The following is a 24,292-nucleotide window of genomic DNA, read 5'->3' as shown; positions in this document are numbered from 1 at the left end:
TCACCTTGTTGATTCGATATTCTGCACAGTCGCTATCGCTTCATCCAGCTCATGCTTCGGCCAGACGCGGTCGATTACGCGTACGGTTCTCATGCCCAAGGCACCCGCTTCGGCAAGAACGTCGGGATTGTCATCGACGAGGATCGTCGAGCTCAATGGCATTCCGATCATGCGGCCCACGGCCTTGAAATACTCCGGTTCGGGCTTGACGAGACCGACCGCCCATGACGAGGCTATCCGGTCGAACAGGGCGAAATGTCCGAAGCGGGCATTCTTCACCATGTCCCACCTGCGCGCCTCGTTGTTCGCGAGTACAAGCGATACAGTGGGATGATCCACCCGGATGGCGGCCAATGCTTCGAAGGCAGGTGCGATCGAGGTGACTTGCTCGCCGTAAGTCTCCTCCAGCCACCGCGCGTCGCCGTCGGTCAGTGATCGACCACCTGCCGCACAGACAATTTTCCGAAGTACATCGATGACATCCTCGGAATCCGTTTCGTAGGCGGCATCGAGGGAATCGAGTGCGACCAAGAGATCCTGCTGTCCTATTTTCCACCGCGCGGCCAGAATCTCGATGAATCTACTTTCTTCGGTGACATTGTTGAAGAGCACACCACCCGCGTCGACTAGCAGCGCTACGGTGCTCCTCGAGGTCACGCTCATATTCCCCTCATCCAATCGATATTGGCCCGCAGGCCGCCGGCCAGATCCCACTTCGGCCGCCACCCCGTCGCCTGACGCAACTTGGACGAATCGCCCACCAGATCGTCGACCTCACCCAGCCGCCGTTCGCCGTGCACGATCCGGCTGTCGGAGTTTGTGAGCGAGACGATTTCTGTGGCCAATTCGAGCACCCCTGTGCCGCGACCAGTGCTGATGTTGTAGACCTCCCCGCTACCCGACAGCCTGGACAGCGAGATGAATGCCGCGACAGTATCGGCGACATACGAGAGATCGCGGGTTTGCAGACCGGTCCCGTTCACGACCACCGGCTCCCCTGCGAGAGCGCGCCGTAGGAATATTGGCACGACATCGTAGACGTGTCGCGGCCCGTAGCAGTTGAAGGGCCGGACGATCGTCAGAGGTAGGCCGTAGGTGAAGTGGTAGGAATAGGCAAGCCGGTCGCAAGCCACCTTCGAGGCAGCGTACGGTGTCGACGGATACAGCGCGTCCTTTTCGGTGATCGGGTCGCCGTGTGATCCATACACTTCGCTGGAGCTCGTGACGAGAAGATGTCGCGGCGCGGCGATACGAGCGGCTTCGAGGACATTCGCAGTCGAGGCGATGTTCGTGGCCACAACGCTGCGAGGTTGACCGAAGGACGCTGGCACATACGCGTCGGCGGCAAGGTGGAACCACACGTCGGCCTCGACCCGAGCCAGGGTATCAATGGCGTCGGGGCCCGCGAGGTCGATGCACAGGAGTTCACCGAGCTCCTCGACCCGCTCGGCCGTGAGATTCGTGAAGCGACGGTCGATCTGAGATCGTGAGGTCCGGCGTACCGTGGCGATGACGTGGTACCCATCATCGATCAATGCGTCGACCAGATGCGATCCGATGAATCCGTCTGCCCCGGTGACCAGTGCACGTGGAGCTGCTGCAAGCTGGGTCATTTCACTACACCTTCATTCTCGACCACCGCTACCGCACCTACGAGTGCGTAAATCAGGTGTTGCAGTTCGCTTTCGGTGACATTCAACGGCGGTGCGACGATCAATCCCTCACCGCCACCATCGGGGCGATAGCCACTGAAGGGGTACAAGAGCACGCCGCGGCGTTCGATCTCGGCGATGGTCTCCCAGAGCGTCCCGTCGCGGAGCTCCACCCCGTAGAAGAATCCGGCACCGCGAATGTCTCTGATCATGTCGAACCCTGCTAGAGCCGACGATAATTCGTGGGCGATGAAGTCGCCGCGTGTCTTCGTCTGGAAGACACCGATCGCCTCGAGCTCGTCCAGCACCGCGAGGCAGACAGCTGCCTGCAATGGTGTCGCCGTCATCGTCCCCATCATCGGGAGAGGAGTGGCGCCCGCACCACCCAGGTATTCGGCCTTCTCCGGCGCGACAAGGACCGCACCGGCGCTCACATAACCTGCGCCCAATCCCTTCGACAGAACGCAGATGTCGGGTGCCGCACCGACCCAACGGTCGCTGGCCAACGGAAGCCCCGTCCGCCCGAGCCCGGTGAGCACTTCGTCGTGGATTACCAGCACACCGCGTTCACGGCAGATGTCCGAGAGTCGTCGCAGATACCCCTCCGGCGGAACGAACGCACCGCCGGTCGTGCCATTGATGGGCTCGATCAGCACGGCGGCGACATTTTCCGCGCCGAGCGTGTCGATAGCCGCCGCGACCTCCTCGGCGCACATCGCATCGCAACGACAGCCGCCGTGAGATGGCGGGTACGGGGCAGGAAAGGCGGGAGCGAGCCCGAAGCCGTCCTCGCCGCGGGGTCTGCGCCGACGGTGACCGGACAGCCCCAGTGTCAACGCGCTGTTGCCGTGATAGCCGAGATTCGCAGTAAGGATGTGGCTGCGTCGCAGTCCGTTCTGCGCACGCCCGATGTTCCTCGCGATGGCTATTGCCATCTCGACCGCCGATGTGCCGCTCGATGCCAAGGCCACGGCGTCCTCCGGACGCCCGACCAGGCGTGTGAGGCGCTCAACGAGTTCCAGTTGCCGGGCCGGCCATTGAGTCGCGGGCCCCGCGAACGAGACCGTCGCGGCTTGCGCCCGCATCGCCTCGATCACTCGAGGATTGGCGTGCCCGATGTTGACACACACCAAGCCGCTCGATCCATCGAGATATCGGGAACCGTCCTCCCTGTAAATCCAGGCACCCGAGCAGTGCTCGACCGAGATGGGATCTGTCGGTCGCGTGGGTGCTAGCAGCCGGTGCCGTTGTGCCTGTGTCCGCGCCGAAGTCATACCAGTTGATCCCAACGCGGCGCGGCGCCCGCTTCTCCGAACGCGAGCGCCTGAGCGGCGAACATGGTCGCCCAAGTATTCTTGTCCTCGTGTTCGAGACCGGGCATGTACGGCATCCACGCGCCTGTTTCGTCGTTACGCACGGTTCGTTCGAGTTCTTCCAACAGCGGCACGGCGCGGCCATTGTCGATACCGTGCAGCCTGTTCAAGCGCGACACCTGCGCCAAGACATCCCCTTGGCATAGGGTGCGCTCACCCGTGTCGGAAGGATCCACGAAGCCGGGAACGCTGCCATCGGTATCCGACCGATTCGTCAACCACTCGGTGAGGCTGCGGGAAGCGTCGATCGCACGCGAGTCACCACGGCGTTTCCCCCAAACCCACAGTCCCTCTGCCCCATAGCAAACCGCATGCATCGATATGGGACCGCCGGGGCTGGTACGGATCGGGACGGCATCGCTCGCACCGAGCGCCTCGAATGCGCCAACGATGATCCGGTCCGCGAGATCACCCGCGCTCGCGCGCCCGTGCACCTCGGCACTCAGCAGCGCCTGGACGACTTTCCACAGGTGGGTCGTGCCGGACAGGGACCACTTCGACCGGGTGGCGACATCCGCCGCCTCTTCGTCGACACAGTGCGGGGCGCGACCCTGCCACGCGCTTTCGATGAGCGCCACCGCATCGAGTCCGACATCGATGTGCCGGGCGGAGTCGTTCGCGGCACCCCATTGCAGCAGACCGTGCGCCGCCATCGCGACGTCGAAGTAGTAAACGGTCGCACCGTCACGCCGCGGGCGCCCCGCGTAGTCACCGCGCGAGAACCTTTCGGCCAGCCAGTCGGCCGCCCGCCGGTGGTTGTCCGTCGTCTGCGCGCCGAACTGGTCGAGCGCCCATGACCAGTACGTCAAGAAATAGCCGGTGATCTCCGGATATGGTTCGGACAGAGTTCCATCCGCGCCGCTCGCCCAGCCACAGTACGCGCCGCCGGTGTCCTGGGTGTGCCCCCCTGCGATCCATTCGTGCAGCGCGGATGCCGCGCCGCGCAGATCATGGCGGGCGTTCCAGGTAGAAACCTCGATCACATGTTCCCCTCTCGTGTCCGCCGCACCACCGCGGCGTATAGATCGGAATGCCTACTCGCGACGGTGGCGCGGTCGAATCGGCGGACCGCCTCTGCGAGCGCCTCGGCGACGATCGCGCTCTGATCCGTCGTCATGACCAGTTCGATTTGCCGAGCGAGCGCGCTCACATCGCCGGGCGGATACAAATGCCCTGTCTCCCCATCACGGACAACCTCGTCGTGACCCTCGATGTCGGTCGTGATAACCGGACGACCGGCAGCCATCGCCTCGCTCAGTGCAATTCCCCAGCCCTCATGTGACGATGGAAGCACTACCGCGTCCGCAGCCGCGTAAAGTCCGGGCATGTCCTCCCAGCTGAGGCCCTCTACCCAGCTCACGCGGTCGGTGACACCGAGCTTGTCGGCCAGTTCACGCAGGACACGGGCGTACCCCTCGGTGGTCCGGCCGGTCGGCGCGGTCAGAACGAGACGTGCGTTGCCTCGGCGCTCACCGAGGCGTGCTATCCCGACGATCGCGTCTTCGATCCGCTTGCGCGGAACCGGACGCGCGGGAACCAGCACCACGAAATCCTCTGTCCAGCCGTATCGTTCCCGCTCGGCAGTCCGCATCGCCCCTGCCGCCGCAAATCGGCCCAGATCGGTGCCGAACTCGATCATTTCGGTGGGAGCACGGAATCCGCCGTCGCGGGCCCAGTCGACGTACGCCTGAGAGCCGCAGACGATGAGATCCGCATCGATACTGGCGGCCAGACTGCGTTGCAGGCTGCGTTCCAGTTCGTAGTCCTGGAAGAGGTCGAACACTCGGACACCGGGAACGTGGGTTTCGAACAACGAAACGACAAGCGGACTCCGCACCAGATCTCGAATGAGCGAAATCGTTATTGCAGGAACGTAATTGAATACGTGCACCAGCTCGTAGCGCTCCGTGCGCAAGATGCGCGAGACGGTCTCCAGGCCGTCTTTCAGAGCAAGGTTCTGGCAAGCGTCGGCCAGACCGTGAACCTCCACAACTCGCACACCATCGGTGCCGTCGCGGTAACCCGCGGCACCGTTCGCCTCGCCCACCGCCTCGGTGACGACGGTGACTTCGTGTCCGAGAGCGGAGAGTCCGACCGCCAGTTGGTGGAGGTGGGTCTCGCCGCCACCGACGATTGGCGGATACTTCTCCGCGATCAGCAACAGCTTCATCGCAGGTCCTCCACCGCACCACGCAGGGCGCCGACGGCGGCGGCGCGGTCCGTTCCAGGCGGGCAACCGATCAGCACACCCCGATCCGCGAGCTCGAAGACGTGTCGGTACGGCTCGTGGATCACATGCGGAACGTCATCGAAACACGGCTGCTCAGTGAGCGAGGCCCCGAGGAATCCGCGCCCGTCGACGCCGTGCGCACACAACGCTCGGATGGCTTCGCGAGCCGAGCGTCCTTCCGGCACCAGACAGGCGATACCGAACGGCGAAGAGCCTCGATGCACCGGATCGCCCAGAACCCGCCATCCACTCTCCCGGAGGACGGCGGACAGCAGCCCGGCCAGCGTCCGTCGTTCCTCCTGCAACCGGTCGGCCCGCCGCAGCTGGACGAGCCCGATAGCGGCCTGTATATCGGTGAGTTTGGCGTTGTAGCCAAGGTGCAGATGGACGTACCGTTCCTCCGCGGCGATACGGCGATCACCGACCGGATACCCGAAGCGTTCACCTGCATAGGTGGCGTCCCTGCCGAACGCGCGAATACTCCTGAGCTTGGCGTCGAGCTCCGCATCGTTCGTGCCGATCACCCCGCCCTCCCCCATCGTGAGGTGATGCCCCGCGTAGAAGCTGAAGGTGGCGGCGTCGCCGACGTGTCCGATGCGGTCATCGCCATCGGCGGAACCCAATGACTCACAGCAGTCTTCGATCACGGTGACACCCTCGTCGCGAAGCGCCCGCAATCCGTCCGTCGACAACGCCTGGCCCATCGTGTGCGGCAGCAGCGCGCCCCGTGCGCCGTTCTTTCGTACGGCGGCGAGCGCGAGGGCGAGATCAGTATTCACCTCACCCGCCTTCACATCCACGAACACCGGGACGAAGCCGAGTTGAATTACCGGCGACACCGCGCTGATGAATGTGGCCCCGCTGACCACGATCGGTGTGCCCCGCTCGAGACGACCGAGGGCTCCCAGTGCCGCCAATGCGACCAGATTCGCAGCGCTTCCCGAGCTCACAGCGACTGCGTGCGCGAAGCCGAACCGACGCGCGAATACCTCCTCGAATTCGGCGACGATACGGCCCGTGGCCAGGTCGCCGCTGCGGAGGGCCGCGACCACGGCATCGCATTCCTCCTCCCCGAGAATCGGCCGCCCGAACGGGAGCAGACCTTCCGTCGAAACTTCTATTGCCGAGGCGTTCCGCATTTTCAATCCGACTCTCTGATTCCGAGGTGACTCGCAGCGGTGACGGCGCTGCCCATGTGCGGCTTGTCGATCACCAAGCTCTGGAAGAAAATCCAGGATCGCGTGATCACAGGGGGCCGAGAAAACATTGGAGAGGGCGCGAACATTCTTTCGAACGAGGCGTCGAGCACGTATCCGGGAACGAACAGATCACGCGATTCCGGATCGAATACCGGCACCGGAATCTCCTCGAGCGGCACCACCGTGATGCTCGGCAGTCTGCTCGCTGTCATCGACGCCTGGTATTCGTGCAGGTCGATTCGCAGAGCCCTCACGAAGGAGAGCCAGCGCGACGGCAGTGCCGCCGGGGCGCCGACTCCTACCTCGGCCTCACCGGCCGGCTCGTCCGCCGTCGGCGCCGACGGCACGGACATGCCGCGGCCACGCAACCCGTCCAGGCAGTCGGAGGCCGATTCCAGCAGCGCACGCCGTGCCAGCCAGTCTTCGCAGATCGGCAGGTTCGCTCGCATCCAATCGAGCAGGAGCCTGCGCTCTTTCTCGATGCCGAGCCGTCCGTGGACTCGGACAGGCGCCGAGTTGACTTCTGTTTCATTCATTTCAGTATTTCCCCGCGAAACGTGCGTGCCGTCGTTGCGGACGATCCGGTCGGTACGGTGACAGGTCCCAATCTCTCGTTCCCGCTATAAGATCGGCAACGAGCTTGCCGGTGAACGGAGCCAGCAACACACCGTTGCGATGGTGCCCGGCGGCAACGATGAATTCGCCACCACCGATTGCTCCGATAGCTGGCAACTCGTCGGTGAGCATCGGTCGGAAACCCGTCCACATTCGTTCTATCGACCACTCGCCGGCCGCAGGGATCACTCGCCGCAATCGGGTCAGAATCGCTCCGACAACCCCCGCGGTATTGGCCACCGAGGGTGTCACGTACTCCTCACTTGTACCGACGATGTATTGGCCCGGCGCGCGTTCGACGATCGACCCGCACCCACCGGCAGGCATGAACACCACGCTGTTGGTGAGCCGGGCAGGGCCGGACAACTCGACCATCTGTCCCTTGACCGGCGTGTAGTCCGGCAGCTGATGGCCGGCGAGCGCAGCCACCTGGGCGGTCCACGGACCGGCCGCAAGCACGACCTTCGCCGCGGTCACCACCAATCCGTCAGCGGTGCTGACGAGTACATCGTCGCCTCGCTCGCCGAAATCGACGACCGGACTGCTGATGACCCGGCCGCCGTCCGAAACGAACCGTTTCATGACCTCGTCGTGTAGCAACAGCGGGTTGACGACGCCTTGATCGTGGATGCGGATGGCACCGGTATACGCTCCCGGCGAGAGGTTGGGCTCGACCGATGTGACATCGTCCCCGTCCAGCCAATCGGACCGGACCTTCAGCGACCGCAGCATATCCAGACGCGGGCGCAGGTCGACACCGGTCTCACGCATTTGCAGGAGCGTGAAAACAGAATCACGATACCCGGTCGCATCGTGGTCCAAGCCGAACCGTTCCAAGAACGGTTTGTAGTATTTCAGGCCCTCGGTAAGCAACTCCCAGAACGCGCTCGGCATCCAGTCATCGAACTCGCAGGCAGGTGTCAGCATCCCTGCAGCGGCATTCGAAGCGCGAAATTCGTGCGCACTGTCCACAATCGCGACCGATAGTCCAGCGGCCTGCAAGTGCAGGGCCGAAGAAGCCCCGATAAGTCCCCCGCCGACAACGGCGATATCAACATGCGCTCGTTGCATATTCTCTTCCATCGTTTTAGTCAAAGTTCGGATTCGACATCTGTGCGCTCACACCGAGATATCCAAGGTTCCATTCTTTCTTGCACGCTCGACCAGACCGTTCATACAGAGGAAGGCAGCGGTCGCCCACCCGGCAGCCACGAGCGCCTCGTACAGGGAGAACTGCAGTACATCGCCGACCGGTGCACTATCGGACACCGACCGCACCGCAGCCAAACCCCACCGTAGCGGCAACAGATCCCCGAGGATTTGCACCGGAGCGGGCCACGTTTCGACCGGAACGTTCACTCCGGTGAAGGCTGCCAGCGCGAAGAACGATGTGCTGGCTATGATCCCACGCGCCTTGACGAACTGGATGCTGATAGAACCCATCACCACGCCGAGGAAGTAACTCGACAGGGAAACCAGCAGAAGGATCGGAATCATCCTTGCCGCATCGGCGACAGACCATTGCGCATCGCCATGCAGAGCGACAAGGAGCAGAAGACTGACAGAAGTGGCGACGCCGGTCACCAGCCAATGGAAACCGCGGGTCAGGAACACAATTCCGACACGACTCTTGGACGCAAGGAGGTACGGTAGCGTTCCGCGCGTTTGTTCCAGGACAGCCGTACTCGTTGCCTGCATGGTCTCGACTACGATGACCGCCACGCAGTTTCCGAGAAGCACATACTCGGCGAAATCGCCACCACCAAGCCACTTCGCGGTCATACCGAAGAAGATCGCCATGAAGACAACCCGCAGGATCACGGTGGATATGAAAGCCGGCACGGTATAGATGGTGCGCAGTTCCAGGATCCCCACACGCGCCGACGCACACACCACCGTCACGGACTTCATGACGTACTCACCGAAGCCGTAAGGCGTGCGCGGTAGATCGTGTACCGCACCAGAACGGCTCCGCTGATGAAGGCAACCACCCCGAGGGCGCCGATGATGGCCAGTCGTCCCCTGGCATCCGGCACCGAGCTGCGCAGCGCGGCGTCTCGGAGGAGATCCGCAGCCCAAGACAGATAGAACAGCCGGGCGACGAGCCTGGCGACGTCAGGAAGCTGATCGATCGGGAGGATCGTCCCGCCGAGCACATAGAGCGGATACTCCAGATTTCCCTGGATTATCCGGGTATTGCGAGAGATAACCATCACGGCCGCCAGCAGCGTCGCGGTGCCGACCGTCGCGAGGCAGGTCATCACAAGGGTGATGGAGACCAGTAGCGGATTCCGCAGCTCGAGCTCCGCATTGAACGCGAACTTTCCGACGAGCCAAGCCTCCGGAATAACCAGCGTACCCAGGACAACGATCGGAACGATTCGCCCGCACAGCACGATCGCGTAATTCGACGGTGACACGATCGCCATCTCCAACGTTCCCATGATGCGATCGTTGTGAATTGCTCCGGCGGCGACATTAACCGCGACGAACCAGATACCGATAAGCCCGGTACCCAACACCATCACGGTGGCCAAGTCCATTCGCCCCGCGTACGAGCTCATCGACAGAAAGATCAGCGAGAACCATGGTGCGAGAAACACGATGACCAGATGCTCTGGGGCTCTGATGCTTGTGAGCACCTGCACCCTGCTTGCGGCGAGGAACGCGCGGGTGCTCATAGCCGCAGCCCCCGGGCGCCGATGTAACTCAGGTATGCCTCTTCGAGCGAGGGCGGGCTGGTACTGATCGTCGTCACGCCTCGGTCCAGCAGCCACCGCAGCAGAACGGCCGCATCCTCCTGCCGGGCGACTTCGACCCGGCGGGCGTCCGCACCCAGATCAGAATCGTGGACGCCGCGAACGAAAGGGAGGGTTGTCAGCTCTTCGATCAGACCGGTGTTGCCGGCAGGGATCACCATATCGACCCGGTCCTGAGTGGGCAGGCTACGGCGAAGTTCGCCGGTCGTGCCCTGGCCTATTATCCTGCCACGGTCTATGAGGGCCGCCCGGTTGCACAGCACCTCGGCTTCTTTCATGTCATGGGTCGTCAGCAGGATTGTCTTCGAGTCACTGAACTCCCTGACCAGGCTGCGGAAGTCGTGGGCAGCGGCGGGGTCCATTCCCGATGTCGGCTCGTCCAGGAACAGCACATCCGGGTCTGCGACGAGTCCCCGAGCCAAGTGCAGACGCTGGCGCATTCCCCGCGAATAGCCTTCGACAGCTTCGTCGGCCCGCTCGGCGAGTCCCACCCGTTCCAGAAGATACTGGACTCGGATCGTGAGTTGACGGCGCCGCACACCGGCGAGGGTGCCCCAGAACACCAGGTTCTGGCGTGCCGTGATCCGATCGTAGAGTCCCCGCTCCCCGCCGAACACTATGCCGATACGCTGACGCACCTCTCGCGCTTGATCCACGACATCGAACCCCGCGACCCGAGCGGACCCGCTCGTCGGGACGAGCAAAGTTGTCAGCACTTTCGTGAGGGTCGTCTTGCCCGCGCCGTTCGGTCCGAGAAGCCCGAACGTCTCTCCGGCCCCGACTTGCAACGACAGACCGTTCAATGCACGGCGGGGCTTCCCCCGCCGACCAGCACCGCGGAAATCACGCACCAGGTCTTCGACGACGATCATTTCGATACTCCCAATTCGCGGTCAATGGAAACATCGTTGCGCGGGCTCACGGCACCGCCGCCGGAGCCGAGATGTATGGCCATTTGCGCGGCCAACGCGAGCGATGTCAACGACGGATTCGCCGCACCGGGTCGGGGGAACAGCGCGGAACCCGACACATAGATTCCCGGGATAGCGCGCAGTTCTCCTTCGGTACTCACCAGATCTCCACCGATCGCGAGCCCGCTGGATTCGTGATCGAGGTCTCCTGGCGGCTCGAAGTACGGGAACGCCGCACCGGGATTCGCGAGCGCAAGCTCTTCGGCAGCTCGGTAACCGCCCACTGCGCCACCTGCCAGGTCGATGCCGCAGCGATCCAATGCGGCTCGAAGAGCGTGGATTTGACGTTCGTGTAATTCCGATACCGCGGCAACGGATCGTGCCGGAACGTCGAGCGTCAGGCCACGGTCACGAGACACCGTGAGCAGTGCAGGGCTGTGTATCGGGTATTCCCCCATCGTCCAGCTGTCGTGGACTACGCCGCCGTGCATCGGTCGCTGCTCGAAGAACAGATTCGAATCGGCCTCTGGTACGTACCCCAACCACACCGATCCCTCGGCCGGCACGCGGGGGTCCACGGAGCCGGAGCTCGCGTCCGCCGACCCGGATGTCACATGCGGTTCGAACATCACCGAGCCGGTGGCCACATGATCGAAGACCGGATACTCCGACGGCCGAGACGCATTCACTTCCAACAGCATCGAGTCCACCAGCCTGATGTTCTCGAAGGCGCCGCCCGCGAGAACTACCCTGTCCGCCATGACGCCACACGCGTCGAAGTCGATGGAAACCCGAAAACCTCGGGACTCGGGTACTATCGCAGTGACCGGGGCACCAGACCGGACGCATTCGCTGGGTAGCTCACCTACCGCACTGTATGCCGACCACCGGCCGTCCACACCTGTCCGCACAGCACGCGGCGTCGGCACGGCGTGTAAACCGAAATCCTCCAGCTTGTCGAGCATTCTGGATTCACACGTGTTTCTCGGAGCGCTTGTTCCGCCCACACCGACCCACTGATCCAGTTCTGAGATGAGCCGCGCATAGGAACCAGGTTGATTCGGCCCGTCGGCCAGTCTGTTCGAGACCTCCGCGGGCCAGTCGTCCAGCGCTCTGCGCTCGATCGGCAGGACGATTCCCCGCCAGTACAAGCCGCGCCCACCGACACGGCGGCGGTACCCGGCGCTTCCGAGGCCCGCGTGGCTATTGAACGGAAAGTAAGCTCGAAAGTCCGGATCAGTGTCACGGTTCTCGAGATATTCGGTTTCCGCTCGTTCGCCGATGTGCCGGTGGCCTCGGTGCGGACCGGCCTCGATGACCACGACGTCGGCACCTTGCCGCCGAAGTCGCTGCGCCACCTCACAACCCACCAGGCCCGCTCCGATGACCACTACGTCGTACCGTCGGTCACGCGGAGTTCCCTCGGAGATCAGTCGGCGCTGCCCGTGCCTTTGCAAGTTCCCCTCCGTTTGAATCAATAGCCCGAATGGCCAATCAGCGGCCACGCTCGCCCCTCCGCTCACCACGGTCGTCCCCTGCCGAGCTGTATTCAATGGCGCATGCAGAACGAGAGTGCGGAGACGCAGGTCACTGCGTGTAAACAACTGTCCGGTCCGGACATCCGGACCGGACGAACCGGGACCGATCCGCGAGTTGAGCTCCGATGATGATCGGTCCTGTCGGCGTCAGCTTGCGAAGCCTGGAACATCCGGCGCACAACTCGTGGAACCACACGAGCTGTCGCTGCGTCTCTAGTTATGAGGACGGGGAGAATCGACCGCTGCGTCAGCGGCGGTCATGCGCGAACGGGGGTAACCGAATATGGCCAGAACTGCTCCTTCCCGGGCAGGATGCACCGAGATCACACAGACACCGCGCGCGGAGTTCGTGCGTCGGCTCGGTGAGCTGTATGAGGCGGCGGGCAACCCGTCGCTCCGGCAGCTGGCCGCGGCCGCGCAACGGCATGTTGCGTCACCGAGGGGCACGCGGGTTGCCGGACCGGTATCAGCCCAGCGGATCAGTGACTGGAAGGCCGGACGAACGCTGCCGGCTCGCTTCGAGACCTTCACGCCAGTACTTCTCGAACTCGTGAGTGGCACTCGTCGGCGTCGCAGTGCCACCGCAGCGGATCTGCTGGACGTAAAGCTCTGGAAGAGACTCTGGCTGGACGCTCAGCCGCTCAAGGCAGGGCGGGCGGTCACCGTCACCACGTCGCCGTTCCCCGGTTCCGCGCCTTACACCCGAGACAACGCGGCGGTATTCACCGGCAGGCAGAACGCGATCCGCGAACTACTAACCCTCCTGCACACCGCCGCCGACACTGCTGACCCGAGGCGAGTAATCGCGCTGGTCGGTGCGGCAGGCGTAGGAAAGACTTCGCTAATCGAAGCGGGATTGGTTCCCGCACTGGAGAACTCACAAACACTCGAGTGGCAAATTCGGACAGTGTCCTTGAACGACATAACCGCGCATGACATGAGCGACGTCATCGCCGATTCGAAACGACTCGACGTAAGACCCGAGTCCACCACCCTGCTGATCATCGACGGGTTCGAGGTCTATTTCTCGCCAACCTTGAAAGAAGCAACCCGCGATTCCATGCGCCGATTTCTGACGGCCGCGACCAAAACTGCCGTGGTGCTGATCTCGCTACGCCCCGATTGGACCTGCATCAGCAAAGCGTGCCCGCTGCTCGCCGATACGCTGACACACCGCAGCTACCTGCTGGAAGCCATGGAGCCCAACGAACTGCGCGCCGCGATCACGGAACCGGCACGGATGCGCGGCGTAACGATCGAGTCGGGGTTGGAGGAGTTGTTGCTCGCTGCCGTCGTCGGAAGTCCGACCCGCAGGAGCTACCTCAGCTTCCGAGCGAGCAATCTGGCGATCCTGTCGATGACAATGAGCGCGCTGTGGCCCGAGCGTGAAGGCACGCGGCTGACTGTCGCGGGCTATCAACGAATCGGCGGCATCGAAGGAGTGCTCCACCGAGCCGCGGACACGGTGTGGGATAGCCTGTCGCTCAGCCAGCGTCCGCACGCTATGCGCCTGATTCTCAGCCTGGTGTCGTGCCGGGAGGGCGCGGACGACACCAGACGTCGGGTTGCCCGGGACGAGCTGGATCGGACGCTGACCGGCACGACCGGCGCGATCACCGCGCTCCGCCAACTCATGCGCGCACGAGTGATCACCGCAACGGAGAACGAAGTGTTTCTGAGCCACGATCTCATGCTCACCTGGCCGCGACTCGTCGCATGGCTGGATGGGCAGCAGTCGAGCCTGTCGATCGCGGGATGAGACCCGATGCAATAGGGCGTTTGTCGCAGGGTGGTGCGAGGGCAAACCACGGCTCGGCGGTTCATTTCCGTGAGGCGGTGTGTCGAACTGGGCTGTGCCCGACAAGCCGCTCGATGCCGTGTCCGCGCATATCCATCAGGTAAGCGAGCCGCTCCCGGGGCGAACTACGCGCCGGGACCGCGGTTGCGTCCGGCAGAGTGGTGTACCAGCGACTTCGGAGCGACCGTGTGAGCGTGTCGTAGCCGGGTAGTGGGCGGTCACCGCGTGATCCTTCTTGAACCGCCAAGCTCAACGAAGGAGAAGTTCACGCGATGACCTCTGTCGAGCCTATCGACCCATCGAAGTTGTGGTCTGACCAACTCGCCGTCGCCAGCCCCGACCTGCTGCGCACCATGCTCTCGACGTTCATCCAGTCGTTGATGAGTGCCGAAGCCGACGCGGTGTGCGGTGCCAGCTACGGAGAACGAAGCAGCGAGCGGGTCAACTCCCGCAACGGCTACCGGCATCGTGATTTCGACACCAGGGTCGGCACCATGGACGTCGCGATCCCCAGACTGCGATCGGGCAGCTACTTCCCGGACTGGCTGTTGGAGCGACGCAAACGCGCCGAACGCGCACTCACCAGCGTGGTCGCCACCTGCTACCTGCTTGGAGTATCGACACGCAGGATGGAGAAACTGGTCGAATCCCTCGGGATCACAAGCCTGTCCAAATCCCAGGTGTCGATGATGGCCCGAGACCTGGACGCCCAGGTCGAAGCTTTCCGCACCCGCCCGCCGGATCAAGGTCCGTACACGTTCGTCGCCGCCGACGCCATGGTGTTGAAGGTGCGCGAGAACGGACGGGTGGTGAACGTCCACTGCCTGATCGCGACCGGCGTGGACGCCGAGGGCTACCGCGAAATCCTCGGTATCCAGGTCACCTCCGGCGAGGACGGCGCCGGCTGGCTGGCGTTCTTCCGGGACCTGGTCGCCCGCGGCCTGACCGGAGTACGCCTGGTCACCTCCGACGCACATGCTGGATTGGTCGCCGCGATCGGCGCGACACTGCCCGCCGCGAGCTGGCAGCGCTGCCACACCCACTACACCGTGAACCTGATGTCAGTCACACCGAAGACCTCGTGGCCGTGGGTCCGCACCCTGCTGCACCCGGTCTTCGACCAGGCCGACCCGCAATCGGTTGCAGCTCAGTACGATCGGATGCTCGACGCGTTGGCGAGAAGCTGCCGAAAGTCGCCGACCACCTCGATACCGCCCGCGCCGACCTGCTCGCGTTCACCGCCTTCCCCAAGCAGATCTGGCGACAGATCTGGTCCAGCAACCCCCAAGAGAGGTTGAACAAGGAAATCCGCCGCCGCACCGACGTCGTCGGCATCTTCCCCGACCGCGCCACGATCATCCGTCTCGTCGGCGCGGTGCTGGCCGAACAACACGACGAATGGATCGAAGGCCGCCGCTACCTCGGCCTCGACGTCCTGGCCCGATCCCGCGCCACCACCGACACCAACCCAGACCAACAGGAGGAAACCACCAACACAGCCCTCACCGCCTGACCACCAACCAGATCAGCGGTGACCGCCCCACCTACACCACGCCCCCGGACTTGACCTGGGTTCCGAACCGAACGTCGGATCAATACGAACGAGGCTTCTGGTACTTCATGTGCCGCACCGCACTTGTCGGCAGCTGAACCGGGCCGCCAGCGGCGCGGTCCGGAACTCGCAGCGGCCCAGCACGCTGATCAGGTTCTTGCTCCTGAGGCTTTCAGTGTCAGGATTCCGTTCCGACCCGTGCCATTCTGCACGCTGGGAATGAATCGCATGCAATAGATTTCCCTCATGGGGGATGCCCACGCGGAGGCTAGCTCGCACATCTCTGATCCCAGCAACGTGCCACAGCACGGTCGGCCACGGAGGGCTCCCAGAGGCCTCCGAACCGGCAACGATACCGGCGGAGTAACGGCCACATGGGCAGACCGCTCGGTGGCTCACCTCGACTACCAACATCTTAGCCGATCGGAAGCGAGCGTATCGAGCACCGCTTCTACTGCGCGTTCACGCTGGGGTGGTCGACTGCAATGACATTGATAGATGCGCATATCTGAGTATGCACATGATAGATCTGCGGCGCATCGCACTGGCGGCGGTCGTCTACGGCCTGCTGCGAGCAGCCGATTCCGGTAGGTCGACAGAACGCGCACTTAGAATCAGAGCAGATCTTCAGCCTCAGCCCGTGCATGGTCGGCATCTCGATGGCTGCCCGAACAACCCGAAAGGTCGAAAGTGAGCGGCGAATCGAACACACCGATACCTGAGTTCGACCCACTCGCGCCCGGCGCTCCGCACGAGGCGACATACCCGGTGCCCGTCGGTGCGCGCGCAGTGGGCAAGCCAGAACGCTGGTATCTCCAGCAGCTCAGGGCAGGCCGATTCGCGTGCACGGTCCGCCCTTTTCCCGCGGCCCAGGCCTCTCACCAGCAGCTCCCACAGGCGGCCTGACATGGGCGAGCACACCGATCACTCGCGGGAATGGACCGACTAGGAACTCGCCTACATCAACGAGGTCCACCAACGGCTTTCCGGTCCGCTCTCCGAGCGTCAACTCGCCGTGCTGCGCCGATGGTGGCAAGGCGGCTACGCCACAGATCAAACCGACGAGCCAGAAACCTAGATTCCGGCGACCGAGCGACAACCCCCCACCACACTTGCCCCTGACTCCGTGCACGAAGACGACGGGGGCGCACCTGGGCGCCGTCCTCGGCGAGCATGCATCCGGCGCACCCACGCGCCACAATCATTGTTCACGTCACCGAATCAACCTGGCCCTCACCCCGCCGCAGCGTGGTACATCTCCCGATGCTCCGCCCACGGACGCGACCGCTCCTCCGCACTCATCGCCAACAACGCCCGCAACTTCCCCCACGCCACCTCATCGACCGGCGTATACACCTGCATCCACGCATTCGGCACCGACGGCAACGACATACTCGTCAAAAACATCTCCAACTCCCCCACCGCCAAATTCCGCACCGCCTTCGTCCGACTCACCGGCACCGCCACATCATTCAACGCCCACAACGACGCGAAACTCTCACTCTCCGCACACAACTCCGCGATGAACTCCTCCCACTGCGGGTCCCCCAAGTTCTTCGCATACGCGCCCCGCAGATACCCCACCATCCGCCGCAGATCATCCCAATTATGGCGGTAGGCGTTGCAGCACTCCGGGGTCAGGAAGACGCGACGCGCCACATTCCGCTCCCCCGCCAGAAATCCCGGGCACAACGCCTCGTACGAGGAGTTGTGCGCCAACACGTCATACCTGGCACTCAACACCACCCCCGGTAACGGCTCCAAATGATCCAAGATCACCTGCAACTCCTCCGGCAACGCCGACCCCGAATCCACCGAAGGCACCGTCGGCACATCCGCCAACCGATACAAATGCGCCTTCTCCGCCGCATCCAACGACAAAGTCCGCGCCACCGCATTCAGAACCTGAACACTCACATTGATTTCGCGACCTTGCTCAAGCCAGGACAACCACGCAAAGAGGGATCAATGGGAAGGGGTGCCCTGACCCCCGCTCGGCTGCGTGAAAGCCCAGGTCAGGGCGGATTCTCGATGATGGCCGCATACCCCGTCGGACGTATAGACCCATTGACAACCTTTCTGGATCAAGGAATAGCGCGCCCCGACCCGGGCCGTCTAGGGACGCTGTCCAGGTGGAGGTCGAACGTAAGTGCGCGGGAGCGCCGGTGCTGTCAGCCTTCGGCGCGAGGTCTCGCATGGCATTCGACAGTGACCTATCTAGCTTGCTCGTCCTGCGGAGCGGACGAAACCGGCCCTGACGCAGCGGGTCTGCCGGCGGTCGATCCGTCGGCATGGCCGATTACATCGTTGGATACGCATAACAACGTATGACAATGTGATTGGCTGGCTTCAAATCGCCGCGGAATGCGGCTGAGCGCCCCAGCGCTGCACACGCTGCGCCACGGATCCGACCTACGGCGACATGGTGCGCGAAGCTTTCGACCACATGATCGCGTGGCACCCCCGACACCGGATGAATGGTTCGACCCGACCGAAACCAGGTTCGCCGATCAACGGGACCTGGACGAGTACCTGCGTGCCTTCCGCGACTACCTGTTCGGAACTCGCCCGGAGCCGCTCTACCCGCCCGGCAGCGAACCGCATTCACCCGAGGACGAGTACACGCGAGCCATCCGCCGCTTGGTCATCACTCGTCCGGAGCCGATCTACCCACCCGGCAGCGAACGGCCTCCACACGACGGGGAACCAAGACTTCGGTAACGGCACGCGACGCCCACAGATGTCGTGAGAGCTGGCCCGCCAGGCATGCACCGGCCGCGTTCAACAGCACGTCGTCGACGGATGAGTGACGGCCGATAGCGAGGGCGAACTGTGCAGTCTCCACCGCGATCGAAGCTGCTGCTCCCGCCAACAGGATGCGGTACGAGCGGGCGAACCAGGGTCGGCGCACGGGCAACAGGAAGCCGAGTGCGGCAAAGACAAGCAGATTCCCGCCGAACTGCTCGATTACTCGGTCGTGGGCCAGTTGCTCGGCCAGATCACGCAGCGGCACGAGGTTCACCGAACGACCCGTTCCGCTCGGCGTGAGGATCATCCACAACCACGGCGCGGTACCCGTCACCATCCCGACCTCGCACAGCGCCGCCCGCCGCCCGCGCCGCCCGACCAGCCACCAGGCCACGAGACCGGCTACCGGTATCGCGGCGATCGCGGCCACCACGACCCCGCCCCACGCCTCCCATGTCCCGTTCACACCGCCAGTATCACCGGCACCACAGACCTGGCCGAGATCCTCACCCGCACAGCTCCGTCCATCGCCACCGATTCCTGGCTATTCCGGGACGGCGGCAGCGCAATCCCCGCCGCACGGAAAGACCCCGTCCGGCGGTGTGGCCGGACGGGGTCGGGTGTCCCCCAACGAACGAGACGTCGGGTTCTTCGCCGCTATCTACTTCGCCTGCACAGGAGGCTGGTTGATAGTGGTGAAGTACTGGATGGCGGCGCCGATCGCCACCGGGGCGGTGACCAGGATCTGGCCCGCGATGGTGCCCAGCGCGCCGACGGCGATGATGCCGCCGAGGCAGCCGATGGCCGCGGCCGGGATGAACGCGCCGAACAATCCGACGATGGCGGCCGAGGCGACGGTGGCACCCGCGATGCCGCCGAGGACGCAGCCGACGGCACCGCCGCCGATGCCGCCGATCAGGGTGCCGAGGGTGGCGCCCATGGTGATGGTGCTGGTCATGCGGGACCAGGCGGCCTGCTCACGGTCGTATTCGTTCTTCCACGGAGCCTTGTCCTCGAACGGCAGGGCGACCGGCTTGTAGGCCGCGTGCGCCAGGTCGAACTGCGGGGTCAGCGTCGCGGTGCGATCGGCGATGTCGGCCACGATCGGGAACTCGAAGTCATCGACCCGGAACTTCAGCGGCATGCCGGTGAGCACGGCGCCGTTGGCGGCCTTGATCTTGAACAGCCCGTCCTCGACGACCATGGAACCGGCATCGGTCGTGACGATGGACTGGGTGTCGGTGGCGTAGGCGGTGAAGTCGACGGCGTCGTCGCTACCGGGCTGCGCACCGGCCGAGCCGGCGGCGATCCCGACTGCGGCGACCAGACCAGCGGCCACCGCGTTCGACGGGACCACCGTGCTGGCTCTGCTCGGGCGGCCGGATGGCGTTCTTCTTCACAGTGCGCAGCTGGGAGGGTGAACCCACCAACCTAGAGCCGGACAAGTGCAGCGCGCTTGAGTGGTTCGCGGCAGATGCCCTGCCCGACCATATGATTGACTACTGCAGCACAGCCATGCAGTACATCGCCAAGAGCACACCTTTCTCGGTCTACGGCTGGTAGTGGTGATGGCGGCATGTGCTGACGGCCCGATCGTCTGTGTTTCATATCTTGCCCTGGCCGAACTTTGGAGCGTGCCGCTGTTTCCGGTTGCCAACCACGGTGCCGAGGTTCGGGCCACCGAGCAGTCCATCGCTGCCGATGGCCCGATGGCCGCAGCGGTGCTAGCGGGATTGGATGCGCCAACCACTCTCGTAGGCAACGGCATTGGTGACGATGAGGACGGCCGAATTGTCCGAACCTGGTTGAGGCGCCGCAATGTCACGACGACCGCCATGTCCGATCCCGGAGTCGTCACGCCATGGATCGTGGTGATTGCTGATCAGCACCACACCCGGACTTGGTTCGCGCATCTGCCGGGGGTGGTGGAACAGCTCGCCGCTGTCGACTGTCACCGATCACCACTGCGTCGTTCGTGTACGTCGATGCCTACCAGCTCATCGAGACAGCGGCGGTGCGAGTGATGGAAGCCGCGCGTGCGGCGCAGGTGCCGGTGCTCGTTAACCTCGGCGGATCGCCGCTGTCGGATGGGATTCGGTCCGCGGCGGCCGGCTACGAAAAGCTGCTCGTGCAAACCAACGTCGATGACAGCGCCCACGCCGAAGCGTTCACCGTCGCCCGATCGCTGCTGGCGGAAAGCAACGCGGCCTGGGTGGTGGTGACGGTTGGAGCCTATGGCGCGGTAGCTGTGAGCCGCACGGACGAAGTTGCCGCGCCTGCCTTTCCGGTGACGGTCCGGCATACCCATTGCGCAGGCGCCGCGTTCTCGGGCGGGCTGCTCTATGGCCTGCGGGAGGGGTGGTCGATGGTTGGCAGTATGGCGCTCGGGTCGGCGAGTGGGACACTGCGGTGCGCACGACACCACGGTGCCCCACTGCCGACGCTGACCGAACTGGAGGCGTTCGGTTGGGCGGGAAGAGTTGGCGTGGCCTGATCGTCTATGCAAAAACTGTCGGCTGGTGCTCCTGTCGCCGTATCCTGTTATATGAGGAAGTAATACGGCTGCTCGGCCTTTGCTGCATGGGAGACGTGTTGTGACGGTTCTCGTCGGGCTCATCGGGGCGGTACTCGGTTCAATCGTTGGCGGCATCATTACCTACGTCACAGCACGAGCGAACCTGCGGCTCACGCTTGAGCATTCATATGATCAGACCCTTCAGACCAAGCGGCTTGAACACTACCAAGCGCTGTTTCATACCACGGGGTGTCTTCCACGCTATTGGCCCAAGTCGAATCTTGACGTCACGCGGGCGGACATTCGAAGGTTTCGAGAGTCGTTCCATGATTGGTACTTCGGTGAAGGTGCCGGAGGGATGTTCCTGACACCAGAAGCCAAGAGAATCTACATGCGTTTGGTTACCACACTTGTAGAAACCGAAGCCTCGGTGAGGGAATCGCAACCCGCCGACGATGACACTGTTTCGAATGACGAAATCGGCGCACTTCGCGTGCTCGCGAGCGACCTCCGGCACCAGCTTGCCAAGGACGTGGGTGCCGCGCACCCACCGCGCCTCAGCTGGACCCGACCTGAGCCGTTGCCCCCGCAGCCATGGATCGAACAGAATGGGCAGAGCCAGCCTGCTATCGCTAGCACACTCCCCACTCCTCCAGGAGTCGCACCATCTCGTTGAATCTGCTGCGGCTCATCCGCTTCCGCGCTGCCTCCTCGGCGGTTTCCTGCTCGGCTCCGTACTGCCACCACGCCTGCCCAGTCGTCCGGTCCATGACCAAGAAGCGATCCTTGACGGCCGGGCCACGGATGACCAACGAGGCGGTCTAGGGCTCGGCCACCACGGCGTGCACCATCGAGTGGTGCAAGGCGTAGCTGGAACCGACAAGTTCTTCTGCATGTTAGGACACCTTTCCGTAGCGAACTCGCAACCTGCAAGGCGCTCTACTACAGATCTGACACCTCGCAACAAGGGCTGTTCGCATACGATCAACGGTCCGCCGACGGGAGGTGGTCGGCGTGAGCCACCCCTTGCCGCCAATTTTGCCCGGCGCAAGTCCGCTGCTTGCCGCGGCTCCCGCCCGGAGCGCCCATCGGAACGATCGTCCGCTGACGACGCTGTATCAGCGTCCCTCCCGGCATGAGCCGCAGTGGCTTTGCAGTGTTCGCCGTGTAGACGCCAGAGGCAGGATGATCGATAAGGCAGTTTTTCCTGCTCTGGGTTGGAGCCCCGGCGTGCGGCTCGGGTACAACCTGGAGGACAACATTGTTGTCGTCGGTCGATTCGGGAATCCCGAACTGTGGATCACGGCCGCTGGTGACCTCCGGCTGCCAGCCCGATTTCGGCGCAAGACTGGCATCCACACCTCCGACCGGATCCTCCTCGCGGCACACATCGCGGAAGGCATCTTGCTTCTCTTCGGTCCTGGCGCCGTCGATCTGATGATCACGGGGAAGTGGAAAGCAACACCTTCGTCGGGAGAAGGCCGATGACACTGTCAGCGTCCAGCGCCGAAGTGCAGACCGCTCAATTGCTCCTTGAGCGACTGGGGGTCAGTCTCGAGGACCTCATCTCCGCTCGCACGGGGCGCGCAATACCGACCTTTGCCGAATACGTACCGGTCGTCTACTCGGCGATGCCACCCGGTCGCACCCGCGATTGCTACATGGCCTACTGGAGGAAGCTCGTCGAGGTGTGGCCGAATCGCCGACTCGATGAGCCGACCAACACAGAATTCAAACAACTCATCGCGGGCTTCCAGGCGAACCGTGCAGTCCGCCGCAACGACCGCGGCGGGTACGGCGTTGCCCAGGTGGCAGTGAACGCTTTGCGCTGCCTGTACCGGCACGCGGTCGATGACAACTTGATCCGTTCCGCCGATAACCCTGCGACCACGTTGGTCAAGCCAAAGTTGCGATCCTCGAGCCGTGGAGCGATACCGACCGACCGACTCGCGGAGATCAATCGTGTCGCGGCCGAGTATGGCGATGAACCTGAACTGGCTACGCTGATCCTCCGAATGTGCACCGAGACCGCTTGTCGGCGGGGCGGCATTCTGGCATTGAGGAAGCAGGATCTCGACCCCCACCAAAGCCTGGTTTTGTTGCGCGAGAAGGGTAATACCGAGCGGTGGCAACCTGTTTCGCCGACGCTCATGCGAGCGCTGCAAGAGCACTACGATTCGCGCGCTCAGCTACGCGATGAGAGAAATCCGCGTGCGCGGAATGGTAAGCCGATAACTGCCAAGGCGAACGAGAGGGTGTTTCGCTACAAGAACGGCGATCCGATCAGCCATATGCGATTCCACATCATGTGGGGTCAGATCGGGGAGCAGCTGCCGTGGGTGAAGCAGCAAGGGATCACATGTCACTGGCTGCGGCACACCACGTTGAGATGGGTTGAGCGGAATTTCGGTCATGCTGTCGCCAAGGCGTATGCCGGTCACGCCGACAATCACAGCGACGGTGCCACCTCGATCTACACGCGCGCGACCCGCGAAGAGGTGGCCTATGCACTGTCGGTCTTGACCGGGGAGCCGCACCCGCTGGCCCCGAATCTCCTACCCGCGGACACGGAGGAACTCCTGAGATGAATACCGGTGCGGGTCGAACGGATCCGACTATCAGGTCAGCGGACGTGCCGACGTGGAAGCACCGGCGCGGTTCATGGCTGCCGCACCCGCGCGTGCGACGCGCTGATGCTCTGGATCCGGATGAGCTCGCTCGCCGCCTAGCGGCGGCGAAGGCGTGCCTACCCGCCTTGCAAGATCCGGCGCTGTACGACGCGATCGACGAAGGCGAGCTCGAAGCTGAGCAGAAGCTGCGTCGATGGATTCGCGCACACCGTCGGCGCGATCGTCAGAGCGAGGTTCGTCGTGAGCGCTCGTCACGGAATCGTGCTCGACGCACTGCCGAGCGCATCCGGACGAGCGAGCAGCGGGAGCTGCGGTGGCATGCGCGTGCTCGAGCCGACCGCCGCCGTGCAACCAGCCCAGATGCGTTGGAAGGCATGCTGCACCGTCGCGCGACGTGGTCGTCGTTGCGGCTGCGCGCGGTCATCGTGGTCGGGCTGGTGTGGTCGGCGGTGAACGTCGGACGCAACCTCGCGCCCGAGGGCGGACCGGCAGGCGCGTCGTGGTGGCTGTTGTGGCTGCTGTCGTTCGGGATCGAGGCGATGATTTCGGTGCCGATCCTCGGGTAGGGCCGAACGTAGCGTTAGGCCGCAGTTCTGTCTTTGACGCTTCCGAAGGGATTGGAGTACTCGGCGGGTTTGTCGGCGCTGGTGATCGAGGAAGTTGTCGAGGAGGGCTGGAGGCTCGTAGTGCGGGCCCGGACAGCGCCCGGTCCGGCGGTGTGCTCACGCTGCGGTGAGAAGTGTCGGCGCTCACGGAAATCCCCCGGTGAGCT

General features: G+C 63.7%; 23 protein-coding genes and 1 pseudogene. 8 read left to right on the top strand and 16 right to left on the bottom strand.

The features are described 5' to 3' along the window. Genes ACL03I_RS36925 through ACL03I_RS36870 form a run of 12 tightly spaced genes read right to left on the bottom strand, consistent with a single transcriptional unit; the run spans nt 1 to nt 12,244 of the window. Nucleotides 1-663, bottom strand: coding sequence for an HAD family hydrolase (locus tag ACL03I_RS36925; RefSeq protein WP_412808337.1), 663 nt, complete (start codon nt 661-663; stop codon nt 1-3). Beyond that, on the bottom strand, nt 660-1,613 hold the full coding sequence (locus ACL03I_RS36920; RefSeq protein ID WP_412808336.1) for an NAD-dependent epimerase/dehydratase family protein: 954 nt from the start codon (nt 1,611-1,613) through the stop codon (nt 660-662). The genes ACL03I_RS36925 and ACL03I_RS36920 overlap by 4 nt, the downstream gene beginning before the upstream one ends. Then, nucleotides 1,610-2,926, bottom strand: a complete 1,317-nt coding sequence (locus ACL03I_RS36915) for a class-III pyridoxal-phosphate-dependent aminotransferase (RefSeq protein WP_412808335.1) — start codon at nt 2,924-2,926, stop codon at nt 1,610-1,612. The genes ACL03I_RS36920 and ACL03I_RS36915 overlap by 4 nt, the downstream gene beginning before the upstream one ends. Beyond that, nucleotides 2,923-4,008 carry a hypothetical protein gene (locus ACL03I_RS36910; RefSeq protein ID WP_412808334.1) on the bottom strand — a complete coding sequence of 362 codons (1,086 nt, stop codon included), beginning with the start codon at nt 4,006-4,008 and terminating at the stop codon, nt 2,923-2,925. Before ACL03I_RS36910 ends, ACL03I_RS36915 begins: the two co-directional genes overlap by 4 nt. Continuing rightward, the gene (locus ACL03I_RS36905) at nt 4,005-5,195 is read right to left on the bottom strand and encodes a glycosyltransferase family 4 protein (protein ID WP_412808333.1); all 1,191 of its coding nucleotides are present in this window, start codon (nt 5,193-5,195) and stop codon (nt 4,005-4,007) included. The genes ACL03I_RS36910 and ACL03I_RS36905 overlap by 4 nt, the downstream gene beginning before the upstream one ends. Next, nucleotides 5,192-6,394, bottom strand: coding sequence for a DegT/DnrJ/EryC1/StrS family aminotransferase (locus ACL03I_RS36900; RefSeq protein ID WP_412808332.1), 1,203 nt, complete (start codon nt 6,392-6,394; stop codon nt 5,192-5,194). Before ACL03I_RS36900 ends, ACL03I_RS36905 begins: the two co-directional genes overlap by 4 nt. A 2-nt stretch (nt 6,395-6,396) precedes the next feature. Continuing rightward, nucleotides 6,397-6,990, bottom strand: coding sequence for a hypothetical protein (locus ACL03I_RS36895; protein ID WP_412808331.1), 594 nt, complete (start codon nt 6,988-6,990; stop codon nt 6,397-6,399). A 1-nt stretch (nt 6,991) separates the two neighbouring features. Then, nucleotides 6,992-8,152: an NAD(P)/FAD-dependent oxidoreductase gene (locus ACL03I_RS36890; RefSeq protein WP_412808330.1), complete on the bottom strand. Its 1,161-nt coding sequence runs from the start codon at nt 8,150-8,152 to the stop codon at nt 6,992-6,994. 36 nt (nt 8,153-8,188) lie between these two features. Beyond that, nucleotides 8,189-8,980: an ABC transporter permease gene (locus ACL03I_RS36885; protein WP_412808329.1), complete on the bottom strand. Its 792-nt coding sequence runs from the start codon at nt 8,978-8,980 to the stop codon at nt 8,189-8,191. Beyond that, nucleotides 8,977-9,750 carry an ABC transporter permease gene (locus ACL03I_RS36880; protein ID WP_412808328.1) on the bottom strand — a complete coding sequence of 258 codons (774 nt, stop codon included), beginning with the start codon at nt 9,748-9,750 and terminating at the stop codon, nt 8,977-8,979. The genes ACL03I_RS36885 and ACL03I_RS36880 overlap by 4 nt, the downstream gene beginning before the upstream one ends. Beyond that, nucleotides 9,747-10,700, bottom strand: a complete 954-nt coding sequence (locus ACL03I_RS36875; RefSeq protein ID WP_412808327.1) for an ABC transporter ATP-binding protein — start codon at nt 10,698-10,700, stop codon at nt 9,747-9,749. The genes ACL03I_RS36880 and ACL03I_RS36875 overlap by 4 nt, the downstream gene beginning before the upstream one ends. Then, nucleotides 10,697-12,244, bottom strand: coding sequence for an FAD-dependent oxidoreductase (locus ACL03I_RS36870; protein ID WP_412808326.1), 1,548 nt, complete (start codon nt 12,242-12,244; stop codon nt 10,697-10,699). The genes ACL03I_RS36875 and ACL03I_RS36870 overlap by 4 nt, the downstream gene beginning before the upstream one ends. Nucleotides 12,245-12,626: 382 nt before the next feature. Here ACL03I_RS36870 and ACL03I_RS36865 point away from each other — a divergent pair, with 382 nt between their 5' ends. Both ACL03I_RS36865 and ACL03I_RS36860 read left to right on the top strand, forming a co-directional pair. Next, the gene (locus tag ACL03I_RS36865; protein ID WP_412808325.1) at nt 12,627-14,036 is read left to right on the top strand and encodes an nSTAND1 domain-containing NTPase; all 1,410 of its coding nucleotides are present in this window, start codon (nt 12,627-12,629) and stop codon (nt 14,034-14,036) included. A 311-nt stretch (nt 14,037-14,347) separates the two neighbouring features. Then, nucleotides 14,348-15,588: pseudogene (locus tag ACL03I_RS36860) on the top strand (IS256 family transposase). Between the two features lie 1,272 nt (nt 15,589-16,860). Here the strand turns inward: ACL03I_RS36860 and ACL03I_RS36855 are convergent. From ACL03I_RS36855 to ACL03I_RS36845, 3 genes are all read right to left on the bottom strand, one after another. Further along, nucleotides 16,861-17,544 (bottom strand): MmyB family transcriptional regulator, encoded by a 684-nt coding sequence (locus ACL03I_RS36855; protein ID WP_412808324.1) that lies wholly within the window; start codon nt 17,542-17,544, stop codon nt 16,861-16,863. A 730-nt stretch (nt 17,545-18,274) separates the two neighbouring features. Then, a complete protein-coding gene (locus tag ACL03I_RS36850; protein WP_412808323.1) occupies nt 18,275-18,841 on the bottom strand; it encodes a VanZ family protein in 567 nt (188 codons plus the stop codon). Between the two features lie 195 nt (nt 18,842-19,036). Then, entirely contained in the window at nt 19,037-19,732 is a 696-nt protein-coding gene (locus ACL03I_RS36845) for a hypothetical protein (RefSeq protein ID WP_412808322.1), read from the bottom strand. Nucleotides 19,733-19,758: 26 nt separating this feature from the next. Between ACL03I_RS36845 and ACL03I_RS36840 the strand changes: the two genes are divergently transcribed. From ACL03I_RS36840 to ACL03I_RS36815, 6 genes are all read left to right on the top strand, one after another. After that, the gene (locus ACL03I_RS36840; protein WP_412808321.1) at nt 19,759-19,938 is read left to right on the top strand and encodes an NUDIX hydrolase; all 180 of its coding nucleotides are present in this window, start codon (nt 19,759-19,761) and stop codon (nt 19,936-19,938) included. A gap of 412 nt (nt 19,939-20,350) precedes the next feature. Beyond that, nucleotides 20,351-20,869 (top strand): carbohydrate kinase family protein, encoded by a 519-nt coding sequence (locus tag ACL03I_RS36835; protein ID WP_412808320.1) that lies wholly within the window; start codon nt 20,351-20,353, stop codon nt 20,867-20,869. 100 nt (nt 20,870-20,969) lie between these two features. Next, nucleotides 20,970-21,566 (top strand): hypothetical protein, encoded by a 597-nt coding sequence (locus ACL03I_RS36830; protein WP_412808319.1) that lies wholly within the window; start codon nt 20,970-20,972, stop codon nt 21,564-21,566. A gap of 338 nt (nt 21,567-21,904) precedes the next feature. Then, nucleotides 21,905-22,378 (top strand): hypothetical protein, encoded by a 474-nt coding sequence (locus tag ACL03I_RS36825; RefSeq protein WP_412808318.1) that lies wholly within the window; start codon nt 21,905-21,907, stop codon nt 22,376-22,378. After that, the gene (locus ACL03I_RS36820) at nt 22,375-23,478 is read left to right on the top strand and encodes a tyrosine-type recombinase/integrase (protein ID WP_412808317.1); all 1,104 of its coding nucleotides are present in this window, start codon (nt 22,375-22,377) and stop codon (nt 23,476-23,478) included. The genes ACL03I_RS36825 and ACL03I_RS36820 overlap by 4 nt, the downstream gene beginning before the upstream one ends. Before the next feature lie 416 nt (nt 23,479-23,894). Continuing rightward, a complete protein-coding gene (locus ACL03I_RS36815) occupies nt 23,895-24,086 on the top strand; it encodes a hypothetical protein (protein ID WP_412808316.1) in 192 nt (63 codons plus the stop codon). A 14-nt stretch (nt 24,087-24,100) separates the two neighbouring features. Here ACL03I_RS36815 and ACL03I_RS36810 read toward each other — a convergent pair. Then, the coding region (locus ACL03I_RS36810) for a hypothetical protein (protein ID WP_412808315.1) at nt 24,101-24,292 on the bottom strand (192 nt) is incomplete at its 5' end.

The organism is Nocardia sichangensis (assembly GCF_047200615.1).
Taxonomy (GTDB): Bacteria; Actinomycetota; Actinomycetes; order Mycobacteriales; family Mycobacteriaceae; genus Nocardia; species Nocardia sichangensis.
The sequence above is the reverse complement of the archived record's forward strand: the minus strand, read 5'-3'. Positions and strand labels throughout refer to the sequence as shown.